Origin of the sequence: Candidatus Thiothrix putei, assembly GCA_029972225.1 — a bacterium.
Lineage (GTDB): Bacteria > Pseudomonadota > Gammaproteobacteria > Thiotrichales > Thiotrichaceae > Thiothrix > Thiothrix putei.
The window spans coordinates 1,400,335-1,414,669 of the sequence record CP124756.1 but is presented as its reverse complement, the minus strand read 5'-3'; the positions used below and the strand labels follow the sequence as shown (position 1 = coordinate 1,414,669).

Here is a 14,335-nt window from a genome sequence, read left to right as displayed (position 1 = left end):
GCAAACGATTAGGGTAGTATGAAAGCTGTGGAACGTTAGGATTCATCGCTCACAAGCACAAGGAACAACAAGAAAAATGCTCAGACAGGGATTCGATCTCAAACTTGGTCAGACACTCTCAATGACCCCGCAGTTACAGCAAGCCATCCGCTTGTTGCAATTGTCTTCACTTGAGCTACAGAACGAAATCCAGCAAGCACTGGAAGAAAATCCTTTACTGCAATTAGCAGAAGAAACCGACGATTCACGCCCGGAAATACCCAGCGAACCAGTGTCAAGCGCTGACAACAGTGATAATACTGCTGAACCAGAGGCTTTCCCTGATGCTCCCGAAGATACCGCACAATTTGATCAGGACATTCCTGACGAACTGCATGTGGATGCGGAGTGGGAAGACCTTTACGACACCCGCAGCAGCAATAGTGATGGCAATGGTGATAACAGCGGCTTCCTGGAAAATCAAGGCGATACCGCCGATAGTGGTTTGCAAGAACATCTCTTATGGCAAATTCGCATGAGCAACCTCACCAGCATCGACAAGCAGATTGCTACCGTGATTATCGGCTCACTGGATGAAGCAGGATACTTATGTGACCCGCTGGAAGATATTGTAGACTCACTTAGCCAAGAACTTCTTATCGAACGCGAAGATGTTGAAGTCGTCCTTAAATTTATCCAACAGCTTGACCCCTTAGGTGTAGGGGCACGTGACTTGCGTGAATGCCTGCTAATTCAACTGACTCACTTACCCGAAAGCCGCATTTTGTTCAAAGCCCGTCAGTTGGTTGAAAAACATCTGGACTTGATGGAACGGCGCGACTATAAAGAAATCAGCAAACGATTAAAAATAGAACACAGCGAGTTAGAAGAAATTCTCCTGTTGCTGCGTAGTTTACAACCTCGACCGGGTAGTGCTTATTCAGCATCCAGCGCTGATTACATCGTACCAGATGCCTATGTCCGTAAGATCAAAGGAGAATGGGTGGTTTCACTAAATGCGCAAGTCACGCCAAATCTGCAAGTTAATCAGTACTATGCTGACATGTTAGGGCAAGTGAAAAGTGAACGCGATGCTACTTACTTCAAGTCCAATCTGCAACAAGCCCGCTGGCTGATTCGCAGCGTGGAAAGTCGCAACTCAACCTTGTTAGGTGTTGCCAAAGCAATAGTTGAACGCCAAAGCGCTTTCATGCAATATGGAGAACAGGCGATGAAGCCACTGATTCTCCGGGACATTGCAGAAGAGTTAGAAATGCACGAATCCACCATTTCCCGCGTCACCACCAACAAATACCTGTATACCCCACGTGGTATCTTTGAATTCAAATACTTTTTCTCCAGTCAGGTAGACACCGATACTGGGTCTAGCTGCTCCTCAACGGCGATTCGCGCCATGCTCAAAAAACTGATTACTGAGGAAAATCAACATTCCCCCTTAAGTGATAACCAATTGACTACTTTGCTCAATCAGCAGGGTATCAATGTAGCCCGGCGCACCGTCGCCAAGTACCGTGAAGCAATGTCCATTCCGTCATCGCATGACCGGAAGACATTGATTCCGACCTAAGCCATGCACCCACATACTGTGGGGCATGGTTTCTTCCATGACCTGAACAAGGAGCTTGCATTATGCAATTAGAAATCACTGGTCATCATCTAGAAGTGACAGAATCCATGAATAACTATGTGCGTGAAAAGGCTGAACGCCTGAAGCGCCACTTCGACCAGGTAATGAAAATTCATTTCATCCTGGAAGTCGAAAAACAACGTCACAAGGCAGAAGCGACCTTCCACGTCAATGGCAATCACTTGTTCGCGGATGCCTACGCCGATGATATGTATGCAGCGATTGATGCTCTGACAGATAAGTTAGACAGACAGATTGTCAAACACAAGGAAAAAGTGAAAGACCATCATCGCCAGGAAGCAGCCCAAATGGTCGCTGCAACAGAAACAATGGACTGATACCTCATGGACATGACTACCCTGCTCTCTGCCGCACGGATTGCCTGCAAACCTGACGTTTCCAGTAAGAAACGTGCTTTTGAGCAACTAGCGGAAATGCTTGCCTTAGGCCAACCTAATTTGGAGGCAGAGGCCATTTTCGATGCCCTGACCAACCGGGAGAAGCTGGGTAGTACCGCGATTGGGAATGGCGTTGCCATTCCCCATGCGTGCATGTCCATTCATCAACCTTGTGGGGCTTTGTTGTTGCTGGAAGATGGCGTTAAAATGGACACACCGGATAAAAAACCGGTGCAATTGTTCATGGCGATCCTCGTACCAGCCAACCAAGCCCCTGATTACTCAGAACTGATCACACAACTGACCAGTACCCTGATACAAAAATCCCTGATTGAGCAAATTTGCTGTTACCAAGACACGCAAACCATGCTGGATCATTTCCTTGAACTGTTCGATCCACCTAGCCACCCGTTTGCGGGTGCACTTGCGGCTTAATCCCATGCACCTAGTCATTATCAGCGGCATGTCGGGAGCAGGCAAAAGCTACGCCTTGCACACACTCGAAGACAACGGTTACTACTGTATCGACAATCTGCCCTCGCAATTACTGGAAGCCTTACTGGGCACACCACAAATTGCCAAGCAGCCCTATCTTGCGGTCGGTATCGACATCCGAGGCGGGCGTGATAGCCTGCTCGATACACCAAGCATTATTAAGCGGGTACGGCAACGTGTTCCCAGCACTCAGGTCGTGTACTTGTACGCTGAACAAGAAATCTTGCGCAAACGTTATAACGAAACCCGCCGCCGCCACCCGCTCACCAGCGAGACCCAAGAGTTAGACAAAGCGATTGCGCTAGAATCCACCTTGTTAGAACCTTTAGCAATTGATGCTGATTTACGCTTGGATACCTCTCATATCGGCGTATACGAATTAGGCCGAATGCTTAAAGCACGCATTTCTCAAACAGAGCAGCAACATTTATCGCTTATGATTCAATCATTTGGCTTTAAACACAATCCACCGAACGATTCCGATTTTCTATTTGACGTGCGCTGTTTACCTAATCCTTACTGGGAGCCTGACCTGCGTTCACTCACAGGGCGTGATGCGGGTATCATCGAATGGCTAGAACAGCATGATGATGTACAACGCATGTATACGGATATCCGCGATTTCATGAGCCACTGGCTACCCAGTTTAGATAGCAACTGCCAGCGAGCCTACCTAACGGTATCCATTGGCTGCACCGGGGGACGACACCGTTCCGTTTATTTAGCAGAACGCTTGTATCAACATTTTCGTCAGACCATGGGTGAAAATGTGATCCTGCGGCATCGCGAACTCAACTACGTTCGTTAAATACCCCACACCGGAGATAAGCAATGTTACGGTTTTTCGGCTTTGCAGAGGGCAAATTAGTCGAGCATAAGCTCGGCGATCAACTCTTGGATTATGCCATTTCCCATACCGGCTGGATTGATGCCCAAGACACGACAGATGCAGAGCGCGACCGCCTAGAAGTCCTGCTCCACACCGAACTGCCGGAATCCGATGATGTCGAGGAAATCGAATCCTCTGCCCGCTATTTCACCGATAGCAGCGGCATTCACGTTCACTCCTTGTTTGTCACCCAAAGCGAAGGCCGCATGGAAACCACCACCGTGGCTTTCATCCTCCAAACTGACCGCTTGATTACAGTGCGGGAACAAGAGCTGGCTGATTTTCGTCTACTTAGAATGCGGGCACGGCGCGGTCAAGTAGAGGCACGCAGCCCTCGCCACTTACTACTCACCATGTTTGAGCAAAAAGTGGAAAACCTTGCCGATACTATCGAAGATTTACACCATGAACTCGAAATTATCAGCCATAAAGTGCTGGAAGAAACCGACACGGATTTAGAAAGTGCCATCGACGACCTCGCAGCATTGGAAGATAGCAACGGTAAAGTGCGCCTGTGCCTGATGGATACGCAACGTTCTATTTCCTTTTTACAACGCCAGTTACGTGACACCCAGGCAGGGCAAGACATTATCCCTGAAGTCATTCGTGATATTGATACCTTGATGTCTCATACCACTTTTCTGTTTGATAAAATCAACTTCCTGATGGGAACCACGCAAGGTTTCATCAATATCGAACAGAATAAAATCATCAAAATGTTTTCGATTGCTGCTGTGGTATTCCTGCCGCCAACGCTAGTCGCCAGCTTGTATGGGATGAATTTCCGTGTCATGCCGGAACTAGACTGGGTATTTGGCTACCCCATGGCAATTGGCTTAATGATTCTGGCAGGGGTGACACCCTACTGGTTTTTCAAACGCAAAGGCTGGATGTAGGGGCGAAAGATTTTTCGCCCCTACGCCACAATGCATTACTTACCGACACGCTCACGCACGGATTGCGCCAGCAAATGCACCGTCATCGCATAATAGTTACTGCGATTGTAGCGGGTAATCACATGAAAGTTTTTGTAGCCAATCCACGGTTCTTTGTAACCATTCGGCACAGTACTCAATGCCAATAAATGTACCGTACCCGCCGACCCTCTGCCATATTTAGGGGTAACGCCAATACGCTGTAAATCAGACATAGAATATTTGACTTTAAAACCATCGGGTACACTAGCGTATTGATTGGATGCCACTTGGGCTGGCACTGCCACTTCACCACCCGGTTGCCAACCATTCTTAGCAAAGTAATTGGCGATACTGCCAATCGCATCGACAGGATTCCACAAATCACGCACACCATCGCCGTCAAAATCCACCGCAAAAGCATGGAAGCTGCTCGGCATGAACTGCCCATACCCCATTGCACCGGCAAACGAACCTTTAGGCGCAAGCGGATCCATGCGTTCACTGCGTGTCATCAACATGTAGTTTTTCAACTCGTCAAAGAAGAATTGACTACGACGTTGATTCACGATAGCAGAAGTGGTCAAGGCATCAATTACCCGATGTTTACCGAGGATACGTCCCCAACGGGTTTCAACCCCCATAATCCCCACAATATATTCTGCCGGAACGCCGTATTGCTGTTGCGCACGTTGCAAATGGGCAGAATGCTCCTGCCAAAACGCAGTGCCACGTTGCACATTGGCAGCCGTCACGAAACGATCACGGTAAGCGTGCCAACCTTTAGGGCTACCCGGATCAGCACTGGAACCTGCCCACAGCCGTGCAACATCATCGCGGTTACGTACTTGAGAAAACACCCCATACAAGTACTGGCGATTAAAACCGTGCGTTTGTACCATATTGTCGATGAATCTCAGCAACTGTGCGTTACCCGCAAAATCACCGCCTAAATTTGCTGCGGTGTAATTGCCAACACCCTTTCCACCATAGCTGACGACTTGTGCCGAATCACCGTTCACTTGGGGTTGTGCTGACTTACTCGCTTGCTGAGCAGTACTACTATTTTCAGCAGTGTCGACTTTTTCAGGTACGGAACTACAGGCTCCCAAACTAAACACTAGTGCAAGTGCTGCACCACGGCTAAAAGAACTTTTCGGCAAATGCATTTAAATCTCCAATGATCATTTCATATTATTAAGCCCCAAAAACTGCTTAATAGTTTAACACGACCAAGATTTTATTTAAACGGTACTATATTGCCCATATCATCGACGGGAACCATATTTCCTGCTTCCTCTGCAAAGGGCGGCACTTGGTTCGCAATCGCATCACTCACCGTTACAGGGTCAGGCATACTGATGGAAGGGAATTTCCAACCACCCGGCATCCGTCCCATGTCATAGGGAGCATTAATCATTTTGTCAAACGCATCGCCCGTAAAATCCGTATAAAAGTCAGGCCAGATGTAGCGCGTATCGCCCCACGGCTTGGTTTCCTTTTTTTGTGGAACCGGTGGACGCTGCGGATAGGGCATCATCCGAGGTGTTGCATACGGGTTATACATCGGTTGTTGTGCATACGGATTGTATGCCTGAGCATAAGGGTTGTAAGCCTGCTGTTGAGCATACGGGTAATAACTGTAGGGATAGGTAGGATAACCATAACTGCGGTAGTTATAATTCGTATAATTGCCATTGCTGTAAGGATAAGTTGTCTGTGGCTGCGTCTGTGGTGCTACTTGTGCAGGAAACCTAGGCCCCGGCTGCCCTACACTCGCACTAGGTGGTGATGGCTGCGAGGTGGCCTGCTGAGTATTCGCCCCCTGCTGTGGCGGGAAGGTGAGTGTGTCCGGTGCTGCGGGTTGTGGTACTGCGGTGGGTGGATCTTGCGCCTGCACCTGACTTGCTGTTAAACAAGTGGCTAAGAGCACGATGCCTTGTAGTGTTTTCATGAGCGTGATACCTGCGAAGATGAATCATGAGAAGAATACCAGACATACCCCATAAAATCGCGACTACACACGAAAAGAAAGGATGTAACATGACCGCCAAACTTGACCCAATTGCCGCCAGCCACTCCCTCCATGCAGAGATGCAGCAGTGGCGTCGTGATATTCACCAACACCCAGAAACGGCTTACGAAGAATTCCGCACCAGCGCACAAATCGCTGCCCGCTTGCAAGCATTAGGTATGGAAGTTCACACAGGGATTGGTGAAACAGGCGTGGTAGCAATTTTGCGCGGCGCACATCCCGGCGACAAACACATTGGTTTACGGGCAGATATGGATGCCCTACCCCTGACCGAACTGAACACATTTGCCCATGCATCCTGCCATCACGGTAAAATGCATGGCTGTGGGCATGATGGACACACCACCATGTTACTCGGCGCGGCCACGATTCTGGCGCAAACCCCTGACTTTGCCGGAACGGTTTATTTCATTTTCCAACCTGCGGAAGAAAGCAATGCCGGAGCAAAACGCATGATTGAAGCAGGTTTATTCGAGCGCTTCCCGATTGCGGAAGTCTACGGAATGCACAATTGGCCAGGAATTCCCACTGGGCATTTTGCAGTACATTCACAAGCGGTGATGGCATCCACCGACAGCTTCGATATTGAGATTCAGGGCAAGGGCGGACACGCCGCCATGCCCGACACGGTAACAGACCCCGTATTAGTGGCGGGGCATATCATTACGGCTGCCCAAAGCATTGTTTCCCGTAACCTCAAGCCCACCAGTGGCGGTGTTATCAGCATCACGCGCATGATTGGTGGCAGCGCTTACAACGTTATCCCAGAAACCGTGAGCTTGCATGGCACGATCCGCAGCCTCGATCCACAAGATCGCCAGCACTTGAAACAACGCCTGCAACAGTTAGTGGAACACACTGCACAAGCCCTAAATGCCAATGCCACAGTGCGGTTTATGGAAGGCTACCCCGCCACCATCAATCACCCTGCTAATGCCGAAATCTGTTATCAAGTCACCACAGCACTCGTCGGCGAAGCCTGTGTACAATGGAATCCACCACCAAGCATGGGCGCTGAAGATTTCGCCTATATGCTTCAGCACCGTCCCGGCGCCTACATTTGGATCGGTAACGGCGACGCGACTGAAAGCCGCGCTTTGCATAATCCGTACTACGATTTTAATGACACTATATTGCCACTAGGTGCAAGTTACTGGGTGCGGCTGGTGCAACATATTTGCCATTAAATCACCCACCAATAGTCCGCCGTGAAACGGGCTACTTGCCGGTTTCACGGTTGAGCGCATCACGCACTGCTTTAATAATCGGGCGTTTCTTCCCTTCTGGTTGATCTTCACGATAATCATGTCGCATCTGCCAAATCATGATGCCGCCTAAGCCTTTTTCTTTTGCAAACATGACTTTTTCCTGTGCAGCACGCTCATCAGTGTAAGAAATAAAGGCATCGTAATCAGAACCGGGATTATTAATACTTAAGTAGGCCGCCTTAGCTTTATCATCCCAACGATAATAGTCGGGCGAATACCCGCATTTGTAAGCAGCAACCTCTCCGGCTGGGGTAGTCATGCAAGCGTAGTCTGGGTCTAACAACTGCGCCACACTTGCCCGTGGTGTACCGGTATTCCAACTTTTGGGAGCAATACTCCATTCCTGCATGGGTGCTGTCACACCCTCGGTTGTATCTTTGACTTTACCACCTTGCCAAATTCGCACCTCTAAACTGATGCCTAAGCCTAATTTGCTGGGTGACACACCGCCATCCATAAATTGTTGCAGCGACCGGCTGACCGATACCACCGAGCGGGCAACATAAGCAGGGTATTTCTGCCCCCCGTCATGCAATGCCCCGTCATGCCAAATCACCTCATCACTGAGCGAAGACAAGTCATACCCCATCACATTAATCTGATCTACCTTATCCTGAATGCTAGCTAACAAGGTACGTAATTGCCCCGGACTGTCATCGGCAACATTTTCCACCCCAGTCGTTAAGGTCAATAACGGGCGTTCCACCAACATCTTAGGATTATTGGTTTTGTTAAGTGTTTGTAAAGCTGTATGCAACTCATTCACAAACGTTTGGTACTCAGCTCCGGCTTGTTCGGCGCGAATAGGCTCTAAATCCAAATCCACACCATCGTAGCCTTCCTTCAGCACTTCAAGAATCTGATTAATCAAGGTTTTACGCGTGCTGGCATTTTTAATCACTGGCTCATACACGTCATACCAAGCCAGCACACTCAACACCAACGGCACATGGCGCTGATGGGCTGCCTGAATGGCGGCGGTGCGATTAGCCTCACTCATTTTTTCCGCATTGAAATCCAGCGTTCCATCAGCATTCACATGTGCCGAAAAATGTGCAGCATGAGTCAGCATCTTCCAGTCATCTTTATCCATGAAGTCAAAACTGCCACTACCACTTTGCTCATAAGCGGGTAAGTAACCCATCACCCACGGTTTAGACGACTTCTCAGCCGAAGCTTGTAGGGAAGATGTCACTGTCCACAGCGTCACTGTCAACAACAGCAACGTCCAAGCCTTTGCAACCCTATGTATAATCATTGAGGATTCTCCCATCGCCTAATACATCAAAACCAAGATATTAGCCTATTATTGCAAACCATAGATAAAATGAATAAATATTTTGCAATCATGTGGTCACACCGGCAGTTTATTTGAACACCTAAAAAAATAATGGCATCCTACTGAACTACTCTGGACATCATCACTCTAAAGAATCACCAGAGTTTGGCAAATAAACGTGGCGACAGCCCAGAAACATAATTTTTTACTAAGGAGCTATACATGAAAACTGTTACTTATTCATTGGGGATTATGGCATTAACAGCAGCATTGACTGCGTGTACCGGTGTGCCAATGAACAATGCACAAACTGGTGCAATGGCAGGCGCGGTACTCGGTGGGGTTGCAGGTAATCAAGTCGGTCAAGGTCAAGGTAAAACAGCCGCCACTATCGTTGGCACGATGGTAGGCAGTGCCGTCGGTAGTCAAGTGGGTGCTCAGCAAGACCGTTACTATCAACAACCTCAGCCAGCACCGTATTATAACCGGGGCTACTAAGCCTCGTTCCGACTTGCAACCTGAAACCTAGGTTGCAAGTCTTCCCTCTCTCAACAAGGAGTGTCCCAATGAAAACGTTGATCAATCGCTCTCTCGTCGCTAGTGCATTAGTAACATCCATCCTATTAACAGGATGTGTCGGCACTGCTCCTATCAACAATGCGCAAACCGGTTCTATGGTGGGTGCTGTACTAGGTGGAGTGGCTGGTAATCAATTCGGTAATGGTGATGGCAAAACAGCGATGACTATCCTTGGCACCATGGTAGGCAGTTACATTGGCAGTCAGTGGGGAGCGCAACTGGATGCACGTGACCAGCAATACTTAGGGCAATCCATTTACAGTGGACGTCCCGCCACATGGCAAAATCCGAACACTGGCTATCAATATAACGTTAACCCCGGTCAGGTTTACCGTGCTAATGTCAACAACCAAAGCACCATCTGCCGCCCTGTTACCATTGTGGGCACAATTGATGGCAGAAACCAAAATATTCAGACCCAAGCCTGTCAAGACAGCCGTGGTCAGTGGCAACTATCACGCTAACCGCGTGTTAGCATCTTAATTCCCTTAACCCGTACCCTCTTTCACAGGGTGCGGGTTTCTGTATTACAATCCATACCCAACACTGACAACAAGAGCAACGTATGGATATAGTCTATGTACGCGACCTGAAAATAGAGGCTCACATCGGCATTTATGAATGGGAGAAGCGCATTCTGCAAAAAATTCGCATTGATCTGGAAATGGGCTGGGATAACCGTATTCCTGCTGCCAGCGACAACATCAAAGACACCCTGAATTATAAAACCGCCGCCAAACGCGTGGTGCAATTAGTCGAAGATACCCATTACGACCTAGTAGAGCGCTTAGCGGAAGCCATCGCGGATACCCTGATGCGCGAGTTCTCGATTCCCTGGATTCAAGTAACCGTAGGGAAACCCGGCGCAGTGCGTGGTTCCAGCGAAGTAGGGGTTAAAATTGAACGCGGTGACCGTCAATGGCAAATGTCTACGTAAGCATTGGCAGTAATATCGAGCGCGAGCTTAACGTCTGCGCCTGTATGCAGCGTTTACAGCAAGATTTTGGTGAAGTACAGTTTTCTACTGTTTACGAAACCCCGGCAGTTGGTTTTGAAAGCGAGCCTTTTTTCAATTTAGCGGCTGGTTTCACCACAACACTAACGCCTAATGAAGTGAAACACTACTTGCAGGCCTTAGAAAGTACCCACGGGCGTGTGCGCAACGACGCAAAATTCAGTGCACGCACCTTAGATGTCGACTTGCTTCTCTACGATGATCTGAACCTGCAACCCAGCGTTAACTTACCGCACAAGGATATTCTGACTTATCCCTTCGTGCTGTTTCCACTGGCAGAAATTGCCCCTGGTGTATTGCACCCTGAACTGAAGCGCACCTTGGCAGACCTTGCACAAACCTCCTCATTATCTGCTGAAGCGCTGCGCGTCGTAGCATTGGATTGCCTCCCACTTACACTGCAAACCGGGCTTTTAACTGCTGAATGAAATGGTCTAAACGACTGTCTGGCTCTCCCTTCATCCGCGCCTTGATGCGCCCAAACGGTGTGCGGGTTTCCAGCATTTCGGTAAATGTGATGCGGGTTCCACCCGGAACTGCACTCAAACGGGCATGAAATGTCCCCTTGCCGCTGCCTTGATCCCGATCAACCAGCAACTCTTTTAAAGGAATTTCTTTGAGTTTACGTAAGACGACTGAACCTTGCCCTGCTGACTGCTCAACCCAGCGCAGCCCCTCATCATCATCCAACATTTGCATACTCGTCAGCTCAGTACGCCATTGGGCTTGTTGAGAAAAGTCAGCTAACGCATTCCACACGTCATCAATAGATGCCTTGATCAACTCAACCCGCGTAACCTGCTGATAAGGCGACATCAACAACCCCACCACCACAGGTATCAACAACAGCAGGATACCCAAGCTTATGACAATCCACATGATACTGTTTTCCATTGCCTTTTCCACAAACGCAAAAACCCGGCAATGCCGGGCTTTGGTAAAGAATCGCAAGTCATCAATTACTTGATCTTGGCTTCCTTAAACATGACATGCTTACGCACAACCGGATCGTACTTGCTGAACTCTAATTTGTCCGGCGTGGTACGCTTATTCTTGGTTGTGGTGTAGAAAAATCCAGTTCCTGCGGAAGAAACCAGCTTGATTTTATCACGACCGCCTTTCTTAGCCATTCGCTGTTACCTCCGGTAAATTAAACTTTTTCGCCACGACCACGAATGTCGGCAAGAATGGTATCAATACCGTGCTTGTCGATAATACGCATCCCTTTAGTAGAAACGCGCAGACGCACCCAACGCCCTTCGCTTTCCACCCAGAACCGTTTCGCGTGCAGGTTAGGCAGGAAACGACGTTTGGTTTTATTGTTAGCGTGCGACACATTGTTGCCGGTGATCGGACGCTTACCTGTTACTTGGCATACACGAGACATCTGGATACTCCAAATCTGCGATTCTTGAACTCTAAAGGCGCGTGAGGATACCAGAACCCCCCCCAGCAAGCAACCCAAGCGACTATTTTTTTATAGCAGCACTGCCTGTTCCGGCTCTGCTAACCCTAACGCTAAATCAGCCAACCCTGATAGACGCTGCTGAAGCTGATAGTGAAACATCTGCGCCAGTGCTGGTGCGAGGGTATTATCGGGGGTATGCAAAAAAATACGCGGACACTTGCCTTCCCCTATCCAACGCGCTGTTTGTGCGCCCCAACGATCCAACCACGCATGGTTAGCCTCAAGCACCGGGTGTCCAATATAACGTAGCACCGGCTGTTGCGCGGTTGTATCCAACTGCACCGGCAAGCGTGGTTTACGGCTTTGCGCTTCACGAGTAGCCACATCCAGCGCCGGGGCAGCATGTAAAGGGCGACTCTCAAAAATTACCCGATCGACTCCCAAAGATTCCAACACGCCATTATAAGTGGTGCGAGCTACCTTATCAGTGAAAAAAGCAGGATGCCGCACTTCCACCGCATAACGGTAATCACCGGGTAAACTTCGCAAGAATGTTTCCAACATTGACAGTGAATCAGGCGCAAATGTAGCAGGTAATTGCACCATTAACCCACTCAAACGCTGCCCTAACGGCTGCATCCGCTGCAAAAACTCTTGCGTCTCTTTCGCCACATGTAGCAGTTGATGTTGATGTGTAATAGTCCGTGGAAACTTAAAGCTAAAACGAAAGCTCTCTGGCGTTGCCGCTAGCCAACGCTGCACCATATCCACGGAGGGCACAGAATAAAATGTGGTATTACCTTCCACTGCATTAAACACCTGAGCGTACTGCGCAAGAAAGGCTGCCGGTTTTGCATCAGCACGAAACAACGAACCTTTCCAATGTGCATTCGCCCATAATGGCAAACCCAGATAATAAGGCAGTGCTTGCACAACTCGCTCCTAATACTTAACTATCAAAACCTTAACATAAAATTTCAATACGTTACAACAAAGGTGCAAGCAAACGGGCAATACTCTCCACCAAACGCTGGCTTTTACTCAGCTTACGTCGCTGTGCCTCAGTCACTTCTTGGGTATTCGCGCACACAGCGAGGAAATCTTGCTCCAGTTTCGTCGCGATTTCCGTGCCATAAAAAAAGATGTTGCCCTCAAAATTCAAGCGAAAACTGCGCTGATCCATATTGGCTGAACCCAGCGTGGCAAAATTGCCATCAATCATCACCGCTTTCGCATGAGGCATGGCTCGGTACATTTCAAACACTCGCACGCCTGCTGCCAGCAAATCATCAATAAAGGAACGCCCCGCATACAATACCAAGGGATGATCCGATTTACCGGGCAATAGCAAACGCACATCCACCCCGCGCAAGGCCGCCGTTTGCAACGCCATCAGAATCGGGCGATCCGGCACAAAATAAGGGGTTTCAATCCAAATACGTTCGGTTGCCAGATTCATTGCCGCAAACAAGACGGTGTGAATGGCCTGCCAACGCTCATCCGCAGGGCCACTCGCAAGGAACTGAGCGCGAATCGTGCCTGCATCAGGAATCACCGGAAAATATACCTCGCTGACCAGATCCTCACCAGTCGCGTGATACCAATCCTGACAAAATGCCTCCTGTAAGGTATACACCACCGGTCCTTGAATACGGGCGTGCAAATCTTGCCACGGCTCACCCCTGCCTGCGTACACATCCCCCACGTTCATCCCGCCAGTAAACGCGATACTGCCATCAATAATGACAATTTTACGGTGATTACGGTTATTCAGATTGAGTTGGCGACTCAGCACATTCACTTTCAGAAAACGCTCGACTTGCCCACCAACCGCCAACAACGGTGCAAAAAAGCCCGCTTTCGCTTGGCGCGAACCCACATCATCAACCAGCAACCGTACCGTCACACCCCGCTGTGCCGCCCTCACCAAGGCATCCCGCAACCGTTCCCCGGTATAGTCGGGTTCCCAGATGTAGTAAATCAGATGAATATGCTGCTTAGCCGCAGCAAAGGCTTGCTCCAGCGTATCGAATAAATGCTCACCTTCACGCATAATCTCGACCGCATTCCCCCCTAGTGGGCCGATTTCATCCAATTTATGCACCAATGTGAGTAAAGACGGCGGAATCCCACGAATACGCTGCTCACCATTCAGACTGATTTGCACCTGTTGCAGCGCATTAGCAAACTTTTCTTCTACCCGACGGCGTTTACGACGGCGCAAATGCAAGCGTGTTGTGCCAAATAGCCAGAAACTTAACAGACCAAGGAAAGGCACAAACACAATCACCAACACCCACGCCAAGGTTGCCCCCGACTCACGGCGTTGTTGCACCACCGTCGGCAACAATACTGCCACGATAAAAATATCCAACAACAGCAAGCCTGTGTTGAACCAGCTACTCAAATAAGCAGTCACAGGTATTCC

Annotated in this window: 18 protein-coding genes; 10 read left to right on the top strand and 8 right to left on the bottom strand. The window is 49.1% G+C overall.

Translation table 11 applies throughout. From position 1 onward, the window contains the following. The first annotated feature begins 121 nt into the window (after positions 1–121). The 5 genes from QJT81_07345 to corA all read left to right on the top strand — a co-directional run bounded on the left by QJT81_07345 (position 122) and on the right by corA (position 4,305). Complete coding sequence (locus QJT81_07345) at positions 122–1,567, top strand: RNA polymerase factor sigma-54 (protein WGZ95794.1); 1,446 nt, start codon at positions 122–124, stop codon at positions 1,565–1,567. 62 nt (positions 1,568–1,629) lie between these two features. Further along, positions 1,630–1,965 carry a ribosome-associated translation inhibitor RaiA gene (raiA, locus tag QJT81_07340; GenBank protein WGZ95793.1) on the top strand — a complete coding sequence of 112 codons (336 nt, stop codon included), beginning with the start codon at positions 1,630–1,632 and terminating at the stop codon, positions 1,963–1,965. Positions 1,966–1,971: 6 nt separating this feature from the next. Next, a complete protein-coding gene (locus tag QJT81_07335) occupies positions 1,972–2,460 on the top strand; it encodes a PTS sugar transporter subunit IIA (protein WGZ95792.1) in 489 nt (162 codons plus the stop codon). 4 nt (positions 2,461–2,464) lie between these two features. Next, positions 2,465–3,328: an RNase adapter RapZ gene (rapZ, locus tag QJT81_07330; GenBank protein ID WGZ95791.1), complete on the top strand. Its 864-nt coding sequence runs from the start codon at positions 2,465–2,467 to the stop codon at positions 3,326–3,328. A 23-nt stretch (positions 3,329–3,351) separates the two neighbouring features. Next, entirely contained in the window at positions 3,352–4,305 is a 954-nt protein-coding gene (gene corA, locus QJT81_07325) for a magnesium/cobalt transporter CorA (protein ID WGZ95790.1), read from the top strand. Between the two features lie 35 nt (positions 4,306–4,340). Here the strand turns inward: corA and mltB are convergent, their stop codons facing one another. Both mltB and QJT81_07315 read right to left on the bottom strand, forming a co-directional pair. Further along, positions 4,341–5,492: a lytic murein transglycosylase B gene (mltB, locus tag QJT81_07320; GenBank protein ID WGZ95789.1), complete on the bottom strand. Its 1,152-nt coding sequence runs from the start codon at positions 5,490–5,492 to the stop codon at positions 4,341–4,343. 71 nt (positions 5,493–5,563) lie between these two features. Beyond that, positions 5,564–6,277: a hypothetical protein gene (locus QJT81_07315; protein ID WGZ95788.1), complete on the bottom strand. Its 714-nt coding sequence runs from the start codon at positions 6,275–6,277 to the stop codon at positions 5,564–5,566. 89 nt (positions 6,278–6,366) lie between these two features. On the opposite strand from QJT81_07315, the gene QJT81_07310 reads away from it, so the two are divergent. Continuing rightward, positions 6,367–7,545: a M20 aminoacylase family protein gene (locus QJT81_07310; GenBank protein WGZ95787.1), complete on the top strand. Its 1,179-nt coding sequence runs from the start codon at positions 6,367–6,369 to the stop codon at positions 7,543–7,545. Between the two features lie 31 nt (positions 7,546–7,576). On the opposite strand, the gene QJT81_07305 is transcribed toward QJT81_07310, so the two are convergent. Then, positions 7,577–8,884, bottom strand: coding sequence for a glycoside hydrolase family 18 protein (locus QJT81_07305; GenBank protein WGZ95786.1), 1,308 nt, complete (start codon positions 8,882–8,884; stop codon positions 7,577–7,579). Positions 8,885–9,127: 243 nt separating this feature from the next. On the opposite strand from QJT81_07305, the gene QJT81_07300 reads away from it, so the two are divergent. The 4 genes from QJT81_07300 (at position 9,128) to folK (ending at position 10,927) form a co-directional block, all read left to right on the top strand. Further along, positions 9,128–9,403, top strand: coding sequence for a glycine zipper 2TM domain-containing protein (locus tag QJT81_07300; protein WGZ95785.1), 276 nt, complete (start codon positions 9,128–9,130; stop codon positions 9,401–9,403). Positions 9,404–9,471: 68 nt separating this feature from the next. Further along, entirely contained in the window at positions 9,472–9,948 is a 477-nt protein-coding gene (locus QJT81_07295) for a glycine zipper 2TM domain-containing protein (GenBank protein ID WGZ95784.1), read from the top strand. 101 nt (positions 9,949–10,049) lie between these two features. Then, positions 10,050–10,421 (top strand): dihydroneopterin aldolase, encoded by a 372-nt coding sequence (gene folB, locus QJT81_07290; GenBank protein WGZ95783.1) that lies wholly within the window; start codon positions 10,050–10,052, stop codon positions 10,419–10,421. Next, on the top strand, positions 10,403–10,927 hold the full coding sequence (gene folK / locus QJT81_07285) for a 2-amino-4-hydroxy-6-hydroxymethyldihydropteridine diphosphokinase (GenBank protein ID WGZ95782.1): 525 nt from the start codon (positions 10,403–10,405) through the stop codon (positions 10,925–10,927). Before folB ends, folK begins: the two co-directional genes overlap by 19 nt. Here the strand turns inward: folK and QJT81_07280 are convergent. The 5 genes from QJT81_07280 to cls all read right to left on the bottom strand — a co-directional run bounded on the left by QJT81_07280 (position 10,893) and on the right by cls (position 14,326). Next, positions 10,893–11,393 carry an SRPBCC family protein gene (locus tag QJT81_07280; GenBank protein WGZ95781.1) on the bottom strand — a complete coding sequence of 167 codons (501 nt, stop codon included), beginning with the start codon at positions 11,391–11,393 and terminating at the stop codon, positions 10,893–10,895. The genes folK and QJT81_07280 overlap by 35 nt on opposite strands. A 65-nt stretch (positions 11,394–11,458) precedes the next feature. Further along, positions 11,459–11,629, bottom strand: coding sequence for a 50S ribosomal protein L33 (gene rpmG, locus QJT81_07275; protein WGZ95780.1), 171 nt, complete (start codon positions 11,627–11,629; stop codon positions 11,459–11,461). 20 nt (positions 11,630–11,649) lie between these two features. Further along, positions 11,650–11,886, bottom strand: a complete 237-nt coding sequence (gene rpmB / locus QJT81_07270) for a 50S ribosomal protein L28 (GenBank protein WGZ95779.1) — start codon at positions 11,884–11,886, stop codon at positions 11,650–11,652. 90 nt (positions 11,887–11,976) lie between these two features. Then, the gene (locus tag QJT81_07265; GenBank protein ID WGZ95778.1) at positions 11,977–12,840 is read right to left on the bottom strand and encodes a DUF72 domain-containing protein; all 864 of its coding nucleotides are present in this window, start codon (positions 12,838–12,840) and stop codon (positions 11,977–11,979) included. Between the two features lie 52 nt (positions 12,841–12,892). Continuing rightward, on the bottom strand, positions 12,893–14,326 hold the full coding sequence (gene cls / locus QJT81_07260) for a cardiolipin synthase (protein ID WGZ95777.1): 1,434 nt from the start codon (positions 14,324–14,326) through the stop codon (positions 12,893–12,895). Between the last annotated feature and the right edge of the window lie 9 nt (positions 14,327–14,335).

Bases quoted from the DNA above. Each gene is read 5' to 3' on its own strand.
- QJT81_07345 (WGZ95794.1), top strand. From the start codon at position 122: ATGACCCCGCAGTTACAGCAAGCCATCCGCTTGTTGCAATTGTCTTCA.
- raiA (WGZ95793.1), top strand. From the start codon at position 1,630: ATGCAATTAGAAATCACTGGTCATCATCTAGAAGTGACAGAATCCATG.
- QJT81_07335 (WGZ95792.1), top strand. From the start codon at position 1,972: ATGGACATGACTACCCTGCTCTCTGCCGCACGGATTGCCTGCAAACCT.
- rapZ (WGZ95791.1), top strand. From the start codon at position 2,465: ATGCACCTAGTCATTATCAGCGGCATGTCGGGAGCAGGCAAAAGCTAC.
- corA (WGZ95790.1), top strand. From the start codon at position 3,352: ATGTTACGGTTTTTCGGCTTTGCAGAGGGCAAATTAGTCGAGCATAAG.
- mltB (WGZ95789.1), bottom strand. From the start codon at position 5,492: ATGCATTTGCCGAAAAGTTCTTTTAGCCGTGGTGCAGCACTTGCACTA.
- QJT81_07315 (WGZ95788.1), bottom strand. From the start codon at position 6,277: ATGAAAACACTACAAGGCATCGTGCTCTTAGCCACTTGTTTAACAGCA.
- QJT81_07310 (WGZ95787.1), top strand. From the start codon at position 6,367: ATGACCGCCAAACTTGACCCAATTGCCGCCAGCCACTCCCTCCATGCA.
- QJT81_07305 (WGZ95786.1), bottom strand. From the start codon at position 8,884: ATGATTATACATAGGGTTGCAAAGGCTTGGACGTTGCTGTTGTTGACA.
- QJT81_07300 (WGZ95785.1), top strand. From the start codon at position 9,128: ATGAAAACTGTTACTTATTCATTGGGGATTATGGCATTAACAGCAGCA.
- QJT81_07295 (WGZ95784.1), top strand. From the start codon at position 9,472: ATGAAAACGTTGATCAATCGCTCTCTCGTCGCTAGTGCATTAGTAACA.
- folB (WGZ95783.1), top strand. From the start codon at position 10,050: ATGGATATAGTCTATGTACGCGACCTGAAAATAGAGGCTCACATCGGC.
- folK (WGZ95782.1), top strand. From the start codon at position 10,403: ATGGCAAATGTCTACGTAAGCATTGGCAGTAATATCGAGCGCGAGCTT.
- QJT81_07280 (WGZ95781.1), bottom strand. From the start codon at position 11,393: ATGGAAAACAGTATCATGTGGATTGTCATAAGCTTGGGTATCCTGCTG.
- rpmG (WGZ95780.1), bottom strand. From the start codon at position 11,629: ATGGCTAAGAAAGGCGGTCGTGATAAAATCAAGCTGGTTTCTTCCGCA.
- rpmB (WGZ95779.1), bottom strand. From the start codon at position 11,886: ATGTCTCGTGTATGCCAAGTAACAGGTAAGCGTCCGATCACCGGCAAC.